Genomic DNA, 21,317 nt, shown 5'->3' on the forward strand with positions numbered 1-21,317 from the left:
ATACAATTCTTGTCCGTCATCTATCATCGCCGAAATTGATTGCCGTTCCTATCCTGGCTTTTATCTCACTTACGGCGTTTCCTATAGCCATAGAGGCATCGATATTGTCAACCATCATATAGAAAGCTTGCATGCGCAGCTCTTTTTCAATCACATTGTCGTAAGGTCTGAACTGCTGCTTGATCTGTTTCCCGACAGTCCAATCAAAGAACATTTTCGAAAGACGATCATTGAAATAGGGATCGGCCGCATTCAATATCTCATCCGAGTAAGCATCTTTGTAGGCCGAGAACTGGTTCGTACGAATGACAGCCTCTGAGCCTTGCCGGGAAAGGGCGAAATTCATCCGCAAAGCTGAGGCTTTTTTGTGTTTCGGATTGGACTTCTTCGGCATGGCGTAACCATTCCCCCCACGGTAAAAGATGCCGCCAGGCGGGGCTAAAACGCCCCAACGTCCGATGCCATCTTTGTCTACATTCTGTATGCTGGCAGCATGCCAGTCTGCATACGGGTAAAACAAAACGGTATCTTCCGTATAGGAACGCTCCAGTTTGATGTCCTGAAATTTGGCGATGTATCCTCTGTCGAGTAATGTCTCGATGAAACGAAACCGCGGAAGCATATTTTCTCTCAACAGGAGTGTGTTGCCCTCGAGGTAATTTTTGTTGGAAGAGACGAGCAGCTCTTCAATCGACATGGAATCAGGAAACAAAAAGGCTTTACCGCCACTGTTCGTTTTGATGGTGTCCCCAATAGCGAGAAGATCGTCCCATTTCTTCAACCGGTCTGCAAGTATAGCCGGATCGTCCGTACCCAAATAGCGGCGGGCAACCGCCTTATTGTACCAAAAACATGCAATTCCCGTAGCCACTGGGAGAATGACGAACTCCCCTTGTGCATTTCTCGTTACATCAGTCAAGCCGGGAGCAACGTTGTTCGAATCGACCCCGTAAATCGTCAGATTCTCGAAAGCGCCTTCCATAGAAAGCCATTTGCCCCACCAATACGATTCGACTTTCACGATATCCGGTACATCCGAACCCGTACTCAGATTAAGAAGAAACCGATTTTCGTACTCCGACCAGGGTACCAAAACAACATTAACGTGAATATAAGGATAGATCTTGTTAAATTCCTCGTTAATCTTGTCTTCGACGCCCTTGTCATAAGCCCATAACGTAATCGTCACATCTTCGTTCCCCGAATTCGGGAAAGCGTCATCGATCGCTGCATCCCTGCAACCAGTTGAGCTGAATATAAGGGATAGGATAAGCAGAAAGGACAATCGTTTCATTCTCATGCTGAAACCACCTTAGGCAAAGTAAAAGCATTATAATACCGACGTCAGTCCCTTTTCTCTGAAGCGCTCCATCCTCTGCACCCTGGCCTCTGCCATTTACGCTTTTACAGCACCTGCCGTCAAACCACTTTGTACCCGGTTGGAGAAAATTAAATACAGCAGCACCACGGGCAGTGTAGCGATCGAAAGCGCAAGGATCTTAGCACCATTGTCCTGATAATATAAGGAATTGAAAGAGTTGATACCGAGCGGCACCGTAAACATCCGGCTGTCGTTGATAGTGACCAAAGGCACGAAGAAGGAATTCCAGGACCAGACGAAATTGAGCAGCCCTAAAGTAATGAGTGCAGGTGTAATCATGGGAGTCACGATGCTAAAAAAAATCCGAAATTCTCCTGCCGAGTCGATTCTGGCGCTCTCCAGCACCTCCATCGGAACGATATCCTTGATATATTGAGTTATCCAAAACACGCCAAATCCTGCAAATACATAGGGCAAGATAGCAGGAATAAGCGTGTCATTCAAGTGGAAGAGCTTCATTTCGTATACGTAAGCGACAATACTCAGTTGAGAGGGGACCATCATAGAGAACAATACAATATTGTAGAACAACTTGTTCCCTTTGAATGGGAACTTCGCAAAACCATAGCCGCATAGCGCCGAGGTCAACAGGGAAAAGATGACGCTGGACATCGACATCAACATGCTGTTCTTCATGAAAGTCGGAAACGACGTTTTCGAAATCGTCACGAAGTTTTGCAAGATATAGTTGGATGGGAGACCATTAAAGCTAAACATCTGAAAGCTGTCGTAAGTTCCCATAACGATCATGGCGTAGAAGGGGGCCAACGAGACAACGGTCAATACAGCGACAATCGAATAGAACAAAGTCCCTCCCGCAAAATGTGTTTTGCTGCCTGAATTCATCTGCCTTTCCCCTCCCGATTCAACACTTTGAAGCCAACCCAGGCCAAAAAGATAATGACAACCGTCATCAAGTACGCGACGGCGGAAGCCGTTCCTGCTCTGAATAAGATAAAGCCTTCTTCGTAAACATAACTGACGAGCGTATACACACTTTTCTCTGGACCACCCAATGTACTTGCAATGCTCAAATTGCTATCCGTGCCTACGACGAGCAAGGAAGGCTCATCGAATATTTGCAGCCCCCATATGATCGAAGTGATAACGATAAATACTGTAATCGGTTTAATGATCGGCAGCGCCACATACCAAAATTTCTGCCACGTACTGGCACCATCAATATCGGCCGCCTCATACAATTCCACCGGCACGGATTTTAAACCAGCAAAATACAGCAACATAAAATAACCGAGATTCTTCCAAAATACTATTAATGCTACAATTAACACGACATAGTTCGGATTCGCCATCCAATAAATAGGTGCTTTCACCAATCCTAGCTTCTGTATAAAGATATTAATGAATCCGGTCTGGTAATCAAACAGAAGACCGAACAAAACGCCTACCGCTACTGGCGTCGTTACATAGGGCAGGAAAGAAATAGATTTGAATGCCTGTGAGAACCTTTTGAATTTAACCTCCAGCATATAAGCCATGCCAAGAGCAGTAATGATACAGGCGGGTAAGGCCAGCACAATAATACGCACCGTATTCAGCAGGGATTTATAGAACATCTTCCCTTTCAAAATTTGGATATAATTATCCAGACCAACCCAAGTCATATCGTTAAAATAATTCCACTTTGTGAAGCTGATCCAAAGCGTGAACACCGTTGGAGCCAAAGAAAAAACGATCAAAAGAAGTAAATATGGCGCAATAAAGAAGTATCCGTAATTCTCGGTGTGTTTGATCAGCATTGGCTTTTGGCGATCCACTTTCGTTTCCATATGCAACTTTCCCACTCCAATCTTCCTTATCCGAATTATAATGCAAGGGCTGGAAACCCAGCCCTTGCATTAAATTCTTTTGCTTAATTATTTGATCGAATCGTCTTTCGATTTGATTGCCTCTACGGCTTTAACTACAGCTTTGTCCGGCTCCAGACCCGATTTTTCCATGTCCAGCGCAACAGCTTTCAGTTGATCTTCAATGACACTGTCATGTTTGCCATATTTCACCGGTTTCATATTTTTGATGACGTCATAGAAATAAGCCGTAATGTCAAGATTGAAATAGTCATTTACACCGTTCGTCCATTTTTTCTGTTGAATATCCTTGACTGCGGTAAGGTTTCCGAACTTGTTGTTAACCTTCATACCTGCTTCCGAGAACAAGCGATGCTTAATAAACAGTGCTGCAAGCTCGGCTTTGTTACGATCGCCTTTGTCCACAACCAGTTCAGCCGTGCCGCCGCGGAAATATTCTCCTCCTGGAGGCGCGAACATACCCCAACGACCTTTGCCATCTTTATCGCTGGCTGGAATCGTTCCTTCTCTCCAACCCGCCGACGGGAAGAATACGACTTTGCCAGATGCCCAGGCAGCATCCATCGCCGGTCCGTTCACTTTAGCAATATACCCTTCTTTCAGTGCCTTATCCAATGTATTGTATGCAGAAGTCATGTTTTCTTTTACTTTCAGCGTATCACCGTCCACGTAGCTTTTGCCGGTCGACACCTGAGAAGCAATCAAGCCTTCCATCACATCGGTCGCATTCGTAAACGCGGTCAATTTGCCCCCACTTTTTTCCTTAACTTCCTTACCAGCATTCAAGATGAATTCATCCATCGAGGCATATTTGCCGACGATTGTTGCGGCATCATCCGTACCGAATACTTCTTTCGCCAAGTCCTTCCGGTACCAAATCGCTCCTAGCCCCAGACCTTGTGGAATGGCAACGAATTTACCATCGGCATCTACGACCGCATTCGCAGCCGCATCGACAGTTTCACTCTTTTTGAAACCAAGCGTCGATAAATCGACAAACGTATTTTTGTATGAGAGGAATCTGCCCCACCAGTACGACTCAGCCATTGCCACATCCGGCAGCGCTCCTCCGGAAGCTTTGGCCGTCTCAAACTTGGTGACGTAGTCTCCCCAGCCCATGACGGTCAGGTTTACCTTAACGTTCGGATAGGTTTTATTGAAATCAGCAATGGATTCGTCAAAATAGGGCTTCCACCAAGTCCACACTGTGATTTCGCCTTTGTAATCCTCCGGCTTCTTATCCGTTTTGCTTGCACCTGCAGAATTGTCTGCAGTCGCTTTCGGTACGGAACTGCTAACACTTGCTTCCGGTTTGGAAGAATCACTGCAGCCAACAAGTAAGCCCAAGGTCATAATACCCGCAAATGCCGCACTCGTTATCTTCTTCAAATTACTCAAATTCATTACCCCCTCATAGTGAAGACCGGGATCAATGCATTTAGCATTCATTCCGTCTATGAGTAAAGTATACGGATTCAATCTCGCTCCTTGAATACGATATCTTTCGAGTTTCCTTCGAAATCTTCAGATCCTATTCATTCGTTTCCTACAGAAAAAACGCCGAGAATTCCTGAAGTTGCGGATTGGTCTTGGCGTTTTTTTACAATAATTCTCTCAATAAGTACATTCGTTCATGCCTGACAGATGCTCTTGACCCCTACACTACCTCAAATACAAGTTTAACGGCTGAATCTTCAACTCTTTCAATCCCGTGTAGACAAGCTTCGCAACTTCAATTCCACCCTGCTGTTGGAAATGAGTATTGTCTTCCACACCATCAGGGAAGTTCATGAATTCACCAGGTGCCAGCCACATAAATAACCGTTTGGTTCCCTCAGGTCCCTCCGATTCGAATAACACCTTGCTCCGTTCAGCCAAGTCAATCAATGGCACTTCTTGTTCGACGGCCAGCTCACGCATCGCTTTCAGATAATCGCCATGTGTATCCCGAAGCGAACTATCTTCTTCGAAGAATCGCCGCTGTACGGACGTAACCAATATCGGATAGGCGCCTCGCTCGCGAGCTCCATCGATATAAATCTTTAACGTTTCTTTATAGGTCGTAAAAGGATCGGTAAACCTTGCTTCATCTGGCTTTTGGTCGTTATGCCCGAACTGGATGAGCAGATAATCGTGTGGCTTGATTTTGCTCCAAATCGTATCCAATACACCTTCGCCTATAAAGCTCAATGAGCTGCGACCTGACAGCGCATAATTGGCTACTGACGCATCAGCTTTGACGAACAGCGGCAGCATTTGTCCCCAACCTGCATATGGATAGCCATCTGTTGGTTGGTCAGTTACGGTAGAATCCCCAGCTAGAAAGAGTGTACATGCAGTTGGAAAATACTCAATTTCCAACGCATTAATGCGCGGTGCTCTGCCTGTGAATGTTAGCTTGAGTTGCGCATCCGTCACCCACACGGAGAAGCTCGTACGAACAAAATGTCCTGCTGACGTACGCTGCTTATGCACAACAAGTCTGCCCTCACCTGTGGTAATCGTCGTTTCTGTTTCAGCGATCTCATCGCCTACTAGCACCGAAACCTTATAGTTCCCATCTGCTGGAACATCCACGAGAAACGAGGTATCGAGCGGAATGCAAAAGTCTCTGCGCAATGGGCCTGGTTCTTCACGATCCTTAGCATGGACATTTTTCACGTTGCTGAATCCGTAGCCAATTGCCTTCTCATACTGGTCACCCGGTGAGATTTTCGTGTAACCTTGCTCGGGATTCGCTACCCCGAAATCAAACTTAAACGCATGTGTCATCGTAGAATTCCTTTCTTGGTTACCTGCGAGAAAAATGCTGCTTCAGAAGAAGAGCTAACTCGTTGTCGGATAATGGGTTTCGGTGCGTATTTTCCAGATAGATATGCTTTTCCGTTTCTGGCATCAAATATTCCTTATACCATAAGAAAAAATCCGGGCTATCGCCATGCATACGCAAAAACCGCCTTACCGTATCTACGTTATTAACCGTACTCTCTATATTCGTGAGCCAATCTGCTCGGTAGAAACGATCCCATTTTCCATGTTCGGCATCTCTCAGTATATCTAGCCCTTTTTTATAAGACCACATCGATTCAGAGGCGAAAACAAAAGCTTGTGGATATCGCTGCTCATGGTACTCCCTATACGAACGACACAGCCAGTAAAATCCTTCGCATCCGGATAAATGCAGGGCTCCATGGAAACGAAGGTGGTCCGCAGCCCTTCTCACATCGTCTGTCCCTAATTTTGTAAGAACTTCTTCGCATCGTTGAAGCCAAGCTCCCCATTTCTCAATACCTTGTGCCAGGAGATCTTCAAAATTCTTCACTTGTTGGGAAAATGGAACATCTCCCACAGCCCAGAACAATCTCGAATCTGGCTGTTCACGCTTTCCTTGCAACCAATGACCGATGATTTGTCTGGCAGGATGATGATAATACTCATCTCCAGCTAAATCATCAGCATGGGGTCCATATTGTATCGCTGCTTCCGAATAGCTTTGATAGAGTTCTTCTAGCTCATCTTGATGACCAGCATAATAGCTACTTACGAATTCCTTTAAATGCTTACTAACATCAATAGTTCCGGCACTCCATAGCTCCCGAAGAATGTCCAAGGAATAGACATGAGGCCGAATATTCCCACAATTAATTAGCAAATAATCGTCAGTACCGGCAGCGAACGCCGTCTCGATCTCCTGCTTCAGAAATGTCGCTGACCCTGGGTACATTGTCAAATGATTCGATGCTTGCAAATCATGGAACGTCACGTGATAATACAGACCATCTCTGCCTCTGTCATCGATGGTAGGAAGCGATGGTACACGATGATTCTGATTGTTGTGTCTCCGGGAAACCATTTTCCCGTACCCGTTATCAGCCCATATTTTAATCACATCGTCAGGCAAATCAACATAGCCACCTTTGAACAATTCGGCGATCTCCCCATATAAAGCTACGCAATAAACGGGATTCTGCACGCTACTGCCGATCATATCGTACTGCTTGCGGATAACCTTACTGATCATTGCACCGCGCTTTTCAGACGTGTCGAACGAAGGATCGTTATGCCAGAAAGGCGCATCTCCTTGGCCTCGGAAGGAAAGTACCCAAAGGACCTTCATGTCCTTTTGCCCTTCGATAGCTTCTGCCCACAAGCTTTCAAACAACTCCGGAGCCTCCTGATAGCTGGCGTTCCTGCCTGGGAAAGCGCGTAAAAACATTTCTGCACCCAACGGCTCAGCATGATGATGTGTCACCCATAGCCCCATTTCTGAGGCAAGCTCGTAGTGAATGCCATCTCTCGGTAGGTCCGTACCCGGAATGACCATGTTGCCACCGCTACGTAAAAGCGCTTCAAAAACGGGTTCCCATACATCCCTTGTAGGTGGATAAGGGTCTTTCCAACCAATCAATGACACTTCGTCATTAACGAACCAACCTCGATACCGAACCTTTGGCACTGGGGAATCGTATTCAAGACAATGAATGTTAATTCCGGTCTGCTTAGCAATAGATTGATCGCCCCAAAACCAGAACGGCTGTATGCCTAAGAATTTTCTGCTAAATTCAAGAATTCCGTAAACCAGTCCCAAATCATCATGACCAATAATCTCCATGCGGGATATTCCACCATCCGAGTGGAAACGAAAGCCAAACGCCTCAGATCGTTTCGGTATGTCGTCTTTTTCTACGGCAAGCCTTATGCATAACTGTGATTTTTCATCAGCTTCCGTTACCAATTGTGGCTTAGTACCCAATACCGTTTCGAAATCTCTTACCAACATCCTCAGGGCATGTTCAACCGATGAAAGCAGTATTCCAGGGACTTCAATGTGCACCTGTCCTTTTAAATCCAGTTGTTCAATTGCTTGATTACTCATTACATATAACATCCTTTCATTTAACTCACTATGAAATTTAGAAAACCCCCATAAACAGCATGGGGGTTACTCAAACCATTTATTTCTTCTTCATATCCTTGTAGGCAGCTCTGCGCTCATCAGTAACCGTTTGACCGCCAATCTTCAAATATTCTTGAACACCTGCATCAAATGTTTTTCCAAAATCGTCTGGTTTCGCCATGATACTTTTTATGACAACCTCAATCGCCTTATCCTTTAAGGTTTTTCCATATTTAATCTCGGAATCAATAGGACGATCGAAACGTGGAATCGTGTAGCCGTCTTTAAGCCCATTTTTAATTGTTTGTATCGCTAGTTCTTTATAGTTAGGAAATGATAGAGCAGTCGCTTCAATATTTTTATCAAGGGAACCGAAATCTTTACCGTTAATCACCATCGCAATATCGGCGTTATTGTAGAATGTTTTCTTCGCTTCATCCGTTGTGATTGCTTTCGGAAAGCCATTCTCTAACGTATAGTGTTGGCCTTCGATACCATTTTGCAGTGTGAACAGTACGTCTGGCTTCGACATCCAATCTAAATACTTGATGACTTCAACCGCACGCTTACTCGACTTAGGAACCATCAGATATGCGCCAATTGGGTCGTAAATTGCTTTTACTGACTTGCCTTCCTCATTCGTGAATGGATCCATCGCAACATACTCGGCGCCTGGCACATTCTTTTTGAGCGTATCGAATACATTGCCAGTACCAAATAAGTTTTGATGAGCAGCAAGTGCAGTAAAGGCACCTACAAGACCATTCGAAGCATCTTTCTCAAAGCTTTTGCCATCTTTATCAAGTGCGAAGTCTGGATTAATTAAACCTTCACTATTCATTTTATTCAAGAATTGTATGCCTTCTTTATAACCTGGTTTCGTCAATTCAGGGATGTAATTCGACGTCGACAAGGCATAGTTATCTTCTTCTGACAATTTCTTAATAAACGAAGTTATACTACCTGCGGACGTAATCGCCGCACTATCAAGAGCACTGAAATCGTATGGGATTACTTTACCACCTGTTTTGCCAGGATCTTTCTCTTTAAACGCTTTCATTGTTTTGTAAAATTCATCTGTTGTCTTCGGAACCGGCATGCCAAGCTTATCTAACCAATCCTTGCGAATGTAGGAAGACTGTGTAAATTGTAGCGTTCTCTTTGCAGGGATTGTATACTGCTTCCCGCTAAAGATACCGTAGGAAAGGACTTCCGTACCAAGGAACTTCTTCAGATTGGGTCCATTGGCATCGATTACCGAACTGAGATCGGTCAAGCCTCCACTTTTCACATAGTTGTTAATCGTCGTTGTATCATACGTGAACACGAGATCAGGAGCATCGCCGGAAGCCATAAGAACGTTGAGTTTATCCACCTCTTGGCTCCGTGGGACAGGAATGAACTGTAGTTTGATATTGTTGGGGTCGCCGAAATTTTTCTGAATCCATTGTGTCCAGAAGTTGTTGTCAACAGGACCTGCACCTGCTGGCGCATTCCCTCTGTCGAATACTTCTACCTTAAGTGTAACGGGATCTTTACTCACAGCAGGAGTTGCAGTAGCACCTGTCGTAGCACTTGTTGTAGCACTGGGAGAAACTTCCTTCGTTGAACTCGAACAAGCTGAAAGCAAACTAGCTAATACGATAACTGTTGTCGAAGCCCCAAACCATTTACGTTGCGAAACTTTCATGTTCAAACTCCCCTTCACATTTGTTTGTAATTTACATGTATGTTAGACCTCGAATAAAACGAGGAATTAACCGATTTCAGTGGTCCCAAATTAACCCTTCACTGCTCCAATCATAACGCCGGAGACAAAGTACCTCTGAAGCCATGGATATACAATTAAGATCGGAATAGTAGCAAATACTATGCTCGCTGCCTTAATACTTTCCGGTACAGATTCGATCTGAGAAGCACCTTCCTGCGCTGTCAAATCCGTTATCTGGCTGTTTACAACGATCTGATACAACTTGAGTTGAAGCGGATACAATTCTGAGTTGGTGATGTAAAATAGTGCATCCAAAAATCCATTCCATCTGGATACCGCGTAAAACAAACTTAGTGTTGCTAAAGCTGGCATCGAAAGAGGCAAAACGATACGCACGAGAGTCCCGATGTGGGAGCTGCCATCTAAATAGGCCGACTCTTCCAAACTGGCTGGTATGGAGGAGAAGAAGGTTCGTAAAATGATTAGGTTAAATGCTGAGATCATGCTAGGTACGATCAACGCAGACAAACTATCCAACATCCCTAGTTGTTTCACTAGCAAATATTCGGGAATTAAACCTCCGCTGAAAAACATCGTGAACACGATAATGATCATGAACACTTTTCTCCCTCTAAGTCGATCTTTAGTTAACGGATATGCAGCACAAATGCTCATAAGCATACTCAGTGCCGTATAAGTAACTGTTAGAATAATCGTCAGCCCCATCGACCACAATATTCTCGCATCTTGAAACACGATGCCATAAGCGTGAAAGTCCAGTTCACGCGGGAAAAAAGTAACTAAATCAGAAAGAATTGCGTGCTTCGAGCTAAGCGAAATCGCTATGATATGCAGAAACGGCAGCAGGCAGAGCAACAGCGTCACGCTGATTACTAGCATAATAACCGCGTCGATTACACGCAAACGATTAGGTTTACTACGTAAAATTTCATTTCTCATGTTGATTCCTCCTACCATAATCCTTCCTCACCGAATCGTTTCGCGATCATATTGGCTGATACTACGAAAACGAGTCCAATCAGAGCTTGGAACAAACCAATCGCTGTGGCTAGAGAAAATTGTGCTGATTGCAGACCTACTTTGTAGACATAGGTGGAAATGACTTCTGCATAATCCTTAACAAGTGAATTACCCATTACAAAAGGACGCTCGAAACCAATTGTCATGATATGGCCAATCTGCATAATGAGAAGTACCACGATTGTCGACCGAATGCCTGGGAGCGTAATATGCCACATTTTCTTCCACCTTCCGGCCCCGTCGACCTCTACCGCTTCATAAAGTTCCTTATTGATACCCGTTAATGCCGCCAAGTAGATAATCGTTCCCCATCCAGCGCTTTGCCAAACTCCTGTTCCCAAGTACACAAGTACCCATTTGATCTTATCCGTTAAAAATGGAATTGCAGGAATGCCGACCGAGTTGAGCATGTTGTTAACGAGGCCGCCTTTTGTGGCAAACATTTGATAGACGAGACCACCGATAATGATCCACGAAATAAAGTGAGGCAGGTACAAGAGTGTCTGTGCCACTTTTTTAAACCATACCACTCGCAATTCATTAAGCAGAAGCGCTAGAATAATTGGTGCTGGAAACGAAAATATCAAATCCAATAAGTTCAGAACTAGTGTATTCCTTACAACCGTATAGAACTGACTCATTGCGAATATTTCTTGGAAGTTCTGGAACCCTACCCATTTGCTGCCGGTTACCCCTTGAAAAATACTGTAATCCTGGAACGCTATCGCCGCGCCATACATCGGCACGTATTTGAAAACAATGAAATATAAGAGTGGGAGAGTTAGCAGTAGATATAATTGAAAATCCTTTCGAAACCACTTTTCTTTTCGACGCCTCACGGACACCGGTAACGATTGCAGCTTACTTTGTGTATTAGTTTGGTCCATATGCATCCCTTCTTTTCTTTTAGTTAGGCAGCCTATTTCATATGGCCACCATGCCTGAGCGAACTGATTCAGTTGAATAACCACAATATAAAGTAATACCGTACACGGTACAACATTCTAATTTCAGGTCATTAGCTAAATTCCGAAACCCTTGATTTAATAGGCTTTTTCAATAAATAAAAGCAAATTTCCGCTTTCTAGATACTTACTTTGCTTAATCCTTATATTAGTGATTTAAGCCCAATAATAGGAAAAAACTGAAAATTGGGTTATTAACGGAATTAAGTTAATTCAATTAAGCTTAAAGATTCCGAAAATGTCCTATCTTAACGTTAATAAAAAAACAGTAGTCAGGATTTAAATCTCCAAGACTACTGCTTTTTTATTTTCTCAATGAGAAAGTTACTCATTGCTGCGATTCTCTATACTGGCTCGGCGACATACCAACCAATTTTTTAAAAACCCGGTTGAACGAGTTAGAGCTACTATAGCCTGTTTTCTCCGAAATATCTTGAACATTTTCTTTCGTCTGAATCAATAGCTGTTTGGCGTATTCCATCCGAAGTGAGATTAAAAAATCACTGAAATTCTCGCCAATTTCTTCTTTAAACAACTGGCTTAGATATTTGGAATTAACTTGAAAGCGGTCGCTCAAATAGGTCAAAGAAAGATTCGGATCCTTAAAGTTCTCTGCGACGAAACTTCGTATCTCTTTCATAAGCACATGATGCCTTCGATTCTGTGAAAGTTCCAGTAATTGCTCAACCATCTGTTCAATCCCTTGACGATAACTAGTCTCAATCTGGTCGATTGTGTCCGATTGTTCCATGGCAAGCAGTAAATCGGGCTTTAAAATTGATCGCCAGTACTTTCCTATCTCTGGCATAATACCTTCTAATTCCCGCTCCAATTGAAAGATTAAATAATGGAGAAGTCGATCAATATCTTCCTTGGGCAGTTGTTGACTTCGCATTTCCTGAAATAAATTCACCAAATGCTCCTGCCATCCTAATTCCGCTTGCCGAACTTGACGCACAACGGATTGAATCCATTGCAAATAGGTAAACCATTCACCTGATAATCCTTCTTGAACTTCAACGGTGTCAATAATTTTGTTAATTCCTAGCGTAACCTTGCGGTTAACCGCATGAGTAGCTTCTTGATATGATCGGCTGATCATACTCGAATCGGTAGCGTTACCTATACCGAATGTAACTGTAAAATCCAACTGATCTGCGATCCATGAACGAATTTGCTCTGTTAATTTTAGTGCATTATGTTCAATGTCTTGATCTTCCTCAGACATATGAAGAATGACTAGCCGATTTTTGGCAATCCACTCGATCATAACTTGTTGGTTCTGCTGCTCGGCGAATTCAACCACAACACTATTAATAACAAACTTAAATAAAGACTGATCCTTCTGGTTATATTTCAAACAAAATTGTACGTAATGATCCATCTCAAGAATTGTCGCAACAAATCGGGTACCCTCTTTAAGTGCATAATGTTCACGCTCTTGTACCCATATTGCCTTCTCTGCTTCATATTCACCATTTATTAAACTAAGCAAAAACTGTTGCCTGCGTATCGTTAAGTCTTCCTGCCGTTTCTCCTGAAAAGCCATATTATTAGTAATTAATCGCTCAATAGCCTGATCAATAAAAGAAAACTCATTTTTGTCATTTTTCAAATCAGCAGACTTAATTATCGTTGAAAATCGATCTATCCGATGTAAAATCGCCTCAATCGGCTTATAGTTTCGACGTGTTACATAAAAGGTTGAACCAATGGCAAGTAAGATGGAGCCAAGGATGGCAAAAATCCAAAACACGCCGCCATTCAGTAAAATGCTATACAATCTGCCACCTTTAATCTCCGTTTGATAGCTCCATCCCGTATAATCCGAAACGACTTCAGCATGAACTCCTTTATCACTCGAAGCAAAAGCCACTTCTGGTAGAAAAGGAACGTGCTGATCATCATAAATTTGTGCATTGGTCAAATTACGGTCAATCATCTCATCGATGAATTTGGATAGTGCGTCGACTTTTACGTTTATAACTATATATCCGAGACTGCCTGTATTTAGCGGGATTTTTCTACCCAAAGATATGACCTTAATAGCCAAATCCTCCTCATTGCTCCCCTTTTTAAATCTCGGAGAAGACCAATTCACTGGATATGGCTGTTCTAACAATTCTGAAATAACGCTGCGATCAGGAAATACGTCCAAGGGACGAATCTTGCTTTGATCAAGCACTTGCTTATCTATTGCCCGATAAAAATAGACGGAATCGATGAAAGCATGTTGAACCATCATACCGCTCAGTACGTTAGATGCTGAAACGTTCAGCAATCTATCTGAAGGATTGTCAAGGAATGCATGTAGTTCCACATTAGCCTCAATCAATTTCCTGGCATCTGTATCAATCGTTTTTAACGAATTATCAATCATATTACTGATGTACTCAGTTGTTACTTTATTAGCTTGAATCGCGTTACGCACATTTAATTCGTTTAAAATTGTAATAAATATAAAGATTAGCACACTGATGGTGAGGAACAAAATAGGAAGATATGAAAACAACATACGTTTAATATAAGTGCTATTTTTCATATTTAAACTCCTGTTCATTACCCTTGTATACAAATAACTCCTCAGGCTGAATGTAATCTCGAATTTCATCAACAAGAGGAGCCATTTGTTATTAAATTAGAGTCAATTGTTATTAAGTTAGAGTATTCCGGTTACTGGGTTGTTCAATTACCTAACATAATATTAAATATGACGGTGGCTGCCTCTGCCCTAGTAGCCACACCTTGTGGTTTAAAACTGCCGTCGATAAACCCGTTAATGAAACTAGCTCCTTTTAATGCTGCTATGGCTTCAGAAGCATAGGTAGAAATCATCGCTTGATCAATATATCCTCCATCAGATACTGCTGAAGTATTGATCATACGATTAAGAAGAAGTGCTCTATATGTCATTACTGCCATTTCTTCTCGTGTAATTACACGCTCTCCACCGAAAGTTCCATCACCATTGCCTGTTACAATTCCAAGCTGTTCAGCGGAAGAAAGTGCTTCATAATACCAACTTCCCACCTTCACATCGGTGAATTTGCTGACCGCCTGTGATTCTGATAAATCAAGTGCGTTCATCAATATTTGCAAAAATTCATATCGGGTAACCGGACGGGTTGGTTCGAAACTACCATTCTCCATCCCATTAATGATCCCACGCGCTGCGAGTGACTCAATAATCTCTTTTGCCCATGTTACTTTAGCAAGATCGGTGAATCCAACACTATTATATGCGATTGCATATTTGCTGAAGTGGGATGCATTCCATACGATTTTCCCAGTCGTCACGTCGTATTTTGCAGTCTTTACAATACTCAAGTTACCATCGTCAGATAGTGAGTAAACGATAATTTGATGTGGATTTTCACCTGGTTTTGGCGAATAGTCGGTCTCAACCTTGACTGAATCTGTCCCCTCGAACTGACTTACTCGCTGACCATTAACATGTAAATTGAAGTCATAGACTGTATTTCCATTAATCTTCTGCTGTATTTCAACAGGGAATGCGCTTGAGTCCACTTGAGTAATCGTCAGTTCAACATTTTTGGATTCTGGATTCAATATATTTGAAGACTCATTCACGTTGAGAGTGATTATGACCGTACCAGATTTTACTACGATTTTCGAAATCTCATTATTTTTATCAACAACGCCCTGGACTGGAATGTCAATCCTTGTGCTTTGGACACCAGAATCCGATAGTGCCGATACTTCAATGACCAGCTGCTTGCCAGTTGCCGATTCTATTGCTTTAGCGATATCCTCAGCCTTAATGTTTACCTGCACATGACCAGCAGCATCTACAGTCGGAGCAACGAATAATGTACCTTCTCTCACGGTAACTTCATGTTGATTATTGTCGATAATGGACACATTACCGTTATTAACATTATTATTGTTACTATCAGGAGTAGGATTTTTGATGATTACAGCAGCCTTGAATAGTGAGATTGCCAAATTCAATTGAGTGACTGCTTCATTCACTATGCTTTGTTCGGCCTCCCCATCCATTAAGATCGTATGCGCTGACTCGATCGCAATTCTCAGTGCCTCTCTGGACGCTGTGGAGTAATTGCCGTTTTCTGTTCCTTCCACTGAATTGGTGTACAGTTCTTCGGCATTCTGAATGGCAGCGTCAAGCGCTGAGGAATTCACACCGTTGACAGAGTTGGAGAAGGTATTAATAGCTGCAATTAAATTGGCAACAACTTCATCAACCTCTGACTGACTGACATTGATACGGTTGTATATGATTTCCGCAGCATCGAGTGCTGTTTGCAGGAGAGCCTTCGAACCTAATGGATACTGACTGCCCATTTCCCCTTCTTCAGAATGTTCAATCAAATCAATGGCCGCTGCAATCTTCGTTGATAAAGTTAACTTATTAACAACAACAACCGAAGAATTAAAGGCTTTAATTGCCACCATTAGAGCTACATTTGCATTATTCACCATTGTTTGATCGGCTAATGAATCATTAATAACTTCTGATGCCGTCTCAATTGCAATATGCAAAAGAGCTTTGGACTCAATGGAATAATTTCCGTTGAATTCTCCAATTATTGCCTCATGATATACTGCTTCTGCTACAGAAATTGTACTGCTAAGCAGATTTTTATTAACACCATTAACCTTGCCTAGAAATGTATCTATTGCTGTTTGGAGGTCTACAACTGCTGAGTATGCTTCAGTTTGAGATAAACTACTGCTACTTTTAGTTAATGTCTGATTTAAGACTTCTTGCAGCGTGTCAACAATTTCCGATGTATATTGACCCTCATCTTCTCCCACTACTGAATTAGCGATTATCAATTGTGCCTGTGCAATAGCAGCATTAAGTGGGCCACGATCAATGGTATTAACCGAATTGCGGAAAATTAGATCTGCACTCGATAAAGCGGAACTGGCCGCATTCACATCGGACTGAGTCGACAATAGATCCTCTTGTACTGCTTTTGCATTTTCAATTACAGCAATAAAGGCATCAACTTTGTCTTGTGTATATTGTCCTTCCTTATCACCAATAATAGTATCATCTAGGATCGCTTCTGCCATGCCAATCGCAGTACTAAGATTTACCAGGTTTTTCCCTACTACTGAAATTGAAGATATTGCCGTATATTTTCCATCCACGCTAGTTGCGGTAATCGTCGCGCTACCTGCGTTATGCCCAGTTACATAACCAAGGGAATCAACACTGGCGATGGATGAATCACTTGACAACCATGTAACCATCTGATTATCCGCATCTTCAGGTAGCACCGTTGCAGTCAATTGCGCTGAGGTATTCTGACCCAATGTTAAAGTTGTATTATCTATTTGAATCCCAGAAACAGAGGTCAAGTACGTACCGAATCCTTGAAATTCCACAATACAAGGATATTGTGATGACGGTGTAACACCTGTAATCGTGATTTGGATCCATCGACCGACTGCATTATCCCCTAAATTATCAGAGTAATTCGGTCCGACAACGCTATTATTCGTCTTGTCCAAGATTAAGGTATACCCCGTTGTCTCGGAATCAGATATTTCTACTTTGTACTTATAAACGTTTGCAAATGCAACTAAGTCGGCTCTCGACAGCTTTGCTTTTGCACCTAAGTCAATTCGTACCCAGCGAGGTACCGCTGATGAATTGCTACACCACGCTGTATTCGTATTCCCATCAACAAAGTTGTTTGCTGAAGAGCTACTACCAGTTGACTGAGCTTTTGCGGGTTTCCCCTTTGTAAGCAGATTACTTACTGTCACAGTACTCGTAGCAGTAAAGCCACCTTCATCAGTTGTTGCCGTAATCGTCGCATTTCCATTGCTTATACCTTTTACAACTCCATTAATATCTACAGTTGCAACAGTTTCATTACTGCTTGACCAATGTACAACTTTATTTAAAGTGTTAGTTGGCTGTACAGTTACAGTTAATTGACCCTTGTTCCCCGATAGTAAGCTCAAAGTTCCCGCACTAAGGGTGACTCCGCTGACAGGCTGTGGAATATCAGGGGTAGTTAATGTAAGTGTAGGTCCATCAGTGCTCCAATCGCTTGTACCTGTCTTAGCCTGAATCTGAAAAGTATAGTTGGTCAACTTTGTGAGGTTTTTAACTTCATATGTCTTGTATGTTGCCTCCACTGTTGTCAACTCTACGCCATCTTTCAATATACGATACTCAGAGACATTGTCTCTAGGCATTGCCTCAGTCCAATTCAACGTCAATTCCGTTGCCAGCAAGTTCGTGGCGGAAACTTTACCATCTCCCCATATTGGCAGTCGGTTATCGGATATATCTTGCCCAGTGATATCAACAATAATTGAAGACTTCGTTCCTGAACCATCTGCGGTCATTGCGGTTACTTTTACTTGTCCATTTTTGTTCGCAATTAATACTCCACTATTTGTCACATAGGCACGATCTGTTTCTGTGCCATTGACCTCAGATACTGACCAAAGAATAGTTGGGTCACTCACGTTAAAAGGAATAACCTGGCCTGATAGTTGCAAATTTCCACGGTCGTGTGAAATTGAAGTATCACCCGTGATTAAAACATCCGTAGCCGTAATATGAGGAGCTTGATATACCTCTACTTCTGCAAGCTGCATCATATAATTGGCTCCACCTTCATTACGAAGCTTCGTCCCTTCAATCTTCACATAGCGAGCTTGCTTATTCTCAAATTGAAAACCCTGAGGATTGCCAGTTGAGGGATTCGGATAGTCGGTTTCATTTATTGCCTTTAACCAGTTCACTCCATCCTGTGAAAGCTGGATATTGAAATCCGACGGGAAATACTTGCCCAAATTTCCAGCATCCGAACGAGGAAATAAGGAAACCTGATTAATTGAATTCACCGTACCTAAATCGATTGTCAAGGACTCTGTATGATTACTAGCATTTCCAGATGAGCTCGACCAACCTAGACTGCTAGAATTGGATTGCGTCACTCCATCCACAACGTAAGCGTTAGACCAACCCGTAGAAATTAACGAACTTGTTGCGGTTATTGTCTTAGTCTTCGCGATATTCTCAGGATATACCAACGGGGACGGATTATTCGTTACGTTAGCTATAGCGCTAAATGCTTTGAGTTCATTTAGTTGCAAGCGATACTTACCATCAGCCTGAGACAACTGCGTAGATAATAGGCGAACATAGCGAACATTAGCTGAATCGAAATTGAACGTCTGCACGCCTGAAACCGCTGCTCCATTGTTATAATTTGTGTAAGAGGATAGATCCGTCCAGTGTCCGCCATCTGCAGAACCCTGTATTTTGAAATCTATCGGGAATCCCTTACCGCTATTTCCCTCATCATCTCTGGGGTACAGTTCAACTTTATTAATAGAGCGAGTTTCACCCAAATCTACAGATACCCATTCTGTTTGATTAGGAGTATCATAACCTAAGCTAGAGTAACCTCTATTTGGATTGCCTACATCCGCCATTGTGAACGAAAATATAATACTATCGGTTAGTAAATTTTTCGTCCAACCTGTCTGTGGATTCTCGTAAGAGGTGCGGGCAAAAACTTGGCGTCCTGCTGCAACATTGACAAACGGCAAAGGCGGCGTACTATCTACAGGACCGGCAGTCGGCGCACCATCAGTTGGTTCCAACACAATCTGCATAACACTATATGCAGTCATGTTCTCAATACGGTTAAAGTTGCCCGACGAGCTTTGAATGGAACTTTCCTTTAGTGTCGCATTTTCAGAGGGACCAACAGGATATCCTCTTAAGCCTGTAGCATAATCCCTCCAATAGTTCCCGTTATTGCTGTCAACAAGCTTTTTCGTTACTTTATAGTTTTTCCCCATTTCTTGGTATGGTAGATTTGAGAGGTTGATCGTCATATTAACGTCAGTATTGGAATAATTCCAAAGGAGCATTGAGACTTTACCTGTCGCAGAATCCTTCGTTACGAACCCGTAAGTATTTTTGTTGTCTGAATTAGTACCCGTTATTGATGACTGCACAATTTGTGATTCCAAATTGTCATACATCTCAAACGTATTAGCAACAGCCTTTTTATGTCCGTCAATGGTAAATATACCGGAATCTGAAAAAAACAAACTTGTTGGAGATAGAGCATCAACAGGCGTAAAGTAGTAGATTTGATCCACTTCCGGACGAAGAACAGCATCATACATTCTTTTTGCTGCATAGGCAGCGTTCAAATTCGTATCCTTCTGAGTCCCCCCTGCACCACCACTTGTGTAGTCATAGTTCCACTCGGTATATTTGATCGGTTTTACTGGAACATTGTTACTGGAAAACAAATTGTAGATATTTGTAGATGAGAAATCAGCCGCTCCATATTGATGGACAGAAATGTAGTCGAACGGAATTGTTGGATTGTTCTTCAGGTAATTCATGAAGGTCGGTTTCCAACTTCCATCTGCAATATTTAAGTTCCTGAAGCCAATCCCCCCGATTACAGCGGTTGCATCTACTCCTCGGATTGCAGTTGCAAAAGCGCCGTACATTTGTGCTACCTGTGCAGGAGTTGTCGGCTTATTGAAATTCTCCGGCTCATTATGAGACTCCCAATACCAGCCTGTGTAACCAAGATTCTTATAATGCTGAGCAATTACTCCCGAAATTTGACCAAATTCGATAATTCCTTGTGCAGAAGGCGCACCTTCACCCGAGATACCGGTTCCGCCTAGTGCACTTGGCAAATACCCTAGGCACATCATCGGGGTCATTCCCCGCTCAACAAGAGGAAGAACAACTTTGTCCAATTTAGTGAAATCATATTCCAATTGCTGAGTAACAGCGTTGCGGGAAACCACATGATAGAACAAGTCAGTTATGACCCAATCGATCCGAACGACTTTTATTCCAATTTCCTTCATTTGATCATAATACGATGGCAACCAATTTAAGTTGTTGTTTGTTAAATGACCACCACGCGCTAAATTCTGTATTTTCACCTTGTCGTAACTTCCGGTTGTTACATCATAATCTGCCGATAATGTCGTTGATCCCGCCGCTTGAACCAGTCCCGGTCCTACAGCCCCCATGAAAATTGAAACAAATAACAGGAATGCCAACCCAGTCATTGATAATCTCTTTACAAACAAACCCATCTGACTTTCCCCTCTCGAAGTATATTTTTTGAAGCTATATAAACGCCTATTTCTCAGCCACATGAGGCTGAAGGCCGCTTCAAAACACCTAAAACTACACCAGTTGACGTCGCTTATATTTCAAGGCAAAGATCCCATCGAAGTATGTAGATCGCCGCCTTCTCCCCCAAAATATTTCATACCTCCTAAAAACATCCCTCATGAAATCATCTATTCCCCTACTACAAAAGCTCCTATTTTTCTTAAAGTGAAGGAATACTCCATCATTTTAAAGGAAAAAAACTTAAACGATAATTTCAATATTTTAATATTTGTATCATTTCGTTAGCTTTTTTAATTAAATAATTTCTGAAGTTATGGATTATGCTGATTACTTATTTTGTTTACTACTTGT

General features: G+C 42.6%; 11 protein-coding genes. All 11 read right to left on the reverse strand.

Features of this window, described 5'->3' with window-relative positions; genetic code table 11:
* Positions 1 to 16: 16 nt before the first annotated feature.
* The 11 genes from ASL11_RS15395 to ASL11_RS15445 all read right to left on the reverse strand — a co-directional run bounded on the left by ASL11_RS15395 (position 17) and on the right by ASL11_RS15445 (position 20,923).
* Positions 17 to 1,300: an ABC transporter substrate-binding protein gene (locus ASL11_RS15395; RefSeq protein ID WP_056615792.1), complete on the reverse strand. Its 1,284-nt coding sequence runs from the start codon at positions 1,298 to 1,300 to the stop codon at positions 17 to 19.
* A gap of 96 nt (positions 1,301 to 1,396) precedes the next feature.
* Positions 1,397 to 2,227, reverse strand: coding sequence for a carbohydrate ABC transporter permease (locus ASL11_RS15400; protein WP_056615796.1), 831 nt, complete (start codon positions 2,225 to 2,227; stop codon positions 1,397 to 1,399).
* Positions 2,224 to 3,171 (reverse strand): carbohydrate ABC transporter permease, encoded by a 948-nt coding sequence (locus ASL11_RS15405; RefSeq protein WP_157256934.1) that lies wholly within the window; start codon positions 3,169 to 3,171, stop codon positions 2,224 to 2,226. The genes ASL11_RS15400 and ASL11_RS15405 overlap by 4 nt, the downstream gene beginning before the upstream one ends.
* 87 nt (positions 3,172 to 3,258) lie before the next feature.
* A complete protein-coding gene (locus tag ASL11_RS15410; protein WP_056615802.1) occupies positions 3,259 to 4,608 on the reverse strand; it encodes an ABC transporter substrate-binding protein in 1,350 nt (449 codons plus the stop codon).
* 264 nt (positions 4,609 to 4,872) lie between these two features.
* Entirely contained in the window at positions 4,873 to 5,982 is a 1,110-nt protein-coding gene (locus ASL11_RS15415) for a rhamnogalacturonan acetylesterase (RefSeq protein WP_056615805.1), read from the reverse strand.
* A gap of 19 nt (positions 5,983 to 6,001) precedes the next feature.
* Positions 6,002 to 8,086 carry a glycosyl hydrolase 115 family protein gene (locus tag ASL11_RS15420; protein ID WP_056615808.1) on the reverse strand — a complete coding sequence of 695 codons (2,085 nt, stop codon included), beginning with the start codon at positions 8,084 to 8,086 and terminating at the stop codon, positions 6,002 to 6,004.
* Positions 8,087 to 8,165: 79 nt separating this feature from the next.
* The gene (locus tag ASL11_RS15425) at positions 8,166 to 9,797 is read right to left on the reverse strand and encodes an extracellular solute-binding protein (protein WP_056615811.1); all 1,632 of its coding nucleotides are present in this window, start codon (positions 9,795 to 9,797) and stop codon (positions 8,166 to 8,168) included.
* Positions 9,798 to 9,887: 90 nt separating this feature from the next.
* Positions 9,888 to 10,778: a carbohydrate ABC transporter permease gene (locus tag ASL11_RS15430; RefSeq protein ID WP_056615813.1), complete on the reverse strand. Its 891-nt coding sequence runs from the start codon at positions 10,776 to 10,778 to the stop codon at positions 9,888 to 9,890.
* Between the two features lie 11 nt (positions 10,779 to 10,789).
* A complete protein-coding gene (locus tag ASL11_RS15435) occupies positions 10,790 to 11,746 on the reverse strand; it encodes an ABC transporter permease (protein ID WP_056615817.1) in 957 nt (318 codons plus the stop codon).
* Between the two features lie 406 nt (positions 11,747 to 12,152).
* Positions 12,153 to 14,366, reverse strand: coding sequence for a helix-turn-helix domain-containing protein (locus ASL11_RS15440; RefSeq protein ID WP_056615820.1), 2,214 nt, complete (start codon positions 14,364 to 14,366; stop codon positions 12,153 to 12,155).
* A 143-nt stretch (positions 14,367 to 14,509) separates the two neighbouring features.
* Positions 14,510 to 20,923, reverse strand: coding sequence for a discoidin domain-containing protein (locus ASL11_RS15445; protein ID WP_056615821.1), 6,414 nt, complete (start codon positions 20,921 to 20,923; stop codon positions 14,510 to 14,512).
* Positions 20,924 to 21,317: the final 394 nt, after the last annotated feature.

This window comes from Paenibacillus sp. Soil750, assembly GCF_001428045.1.
GTDB lineage: Bacteria > Bacillota > Bacilli > Paenibacillales > NBRC-103111 > Paenibacillus_E > Paenibacillus_E allorhizoplanae.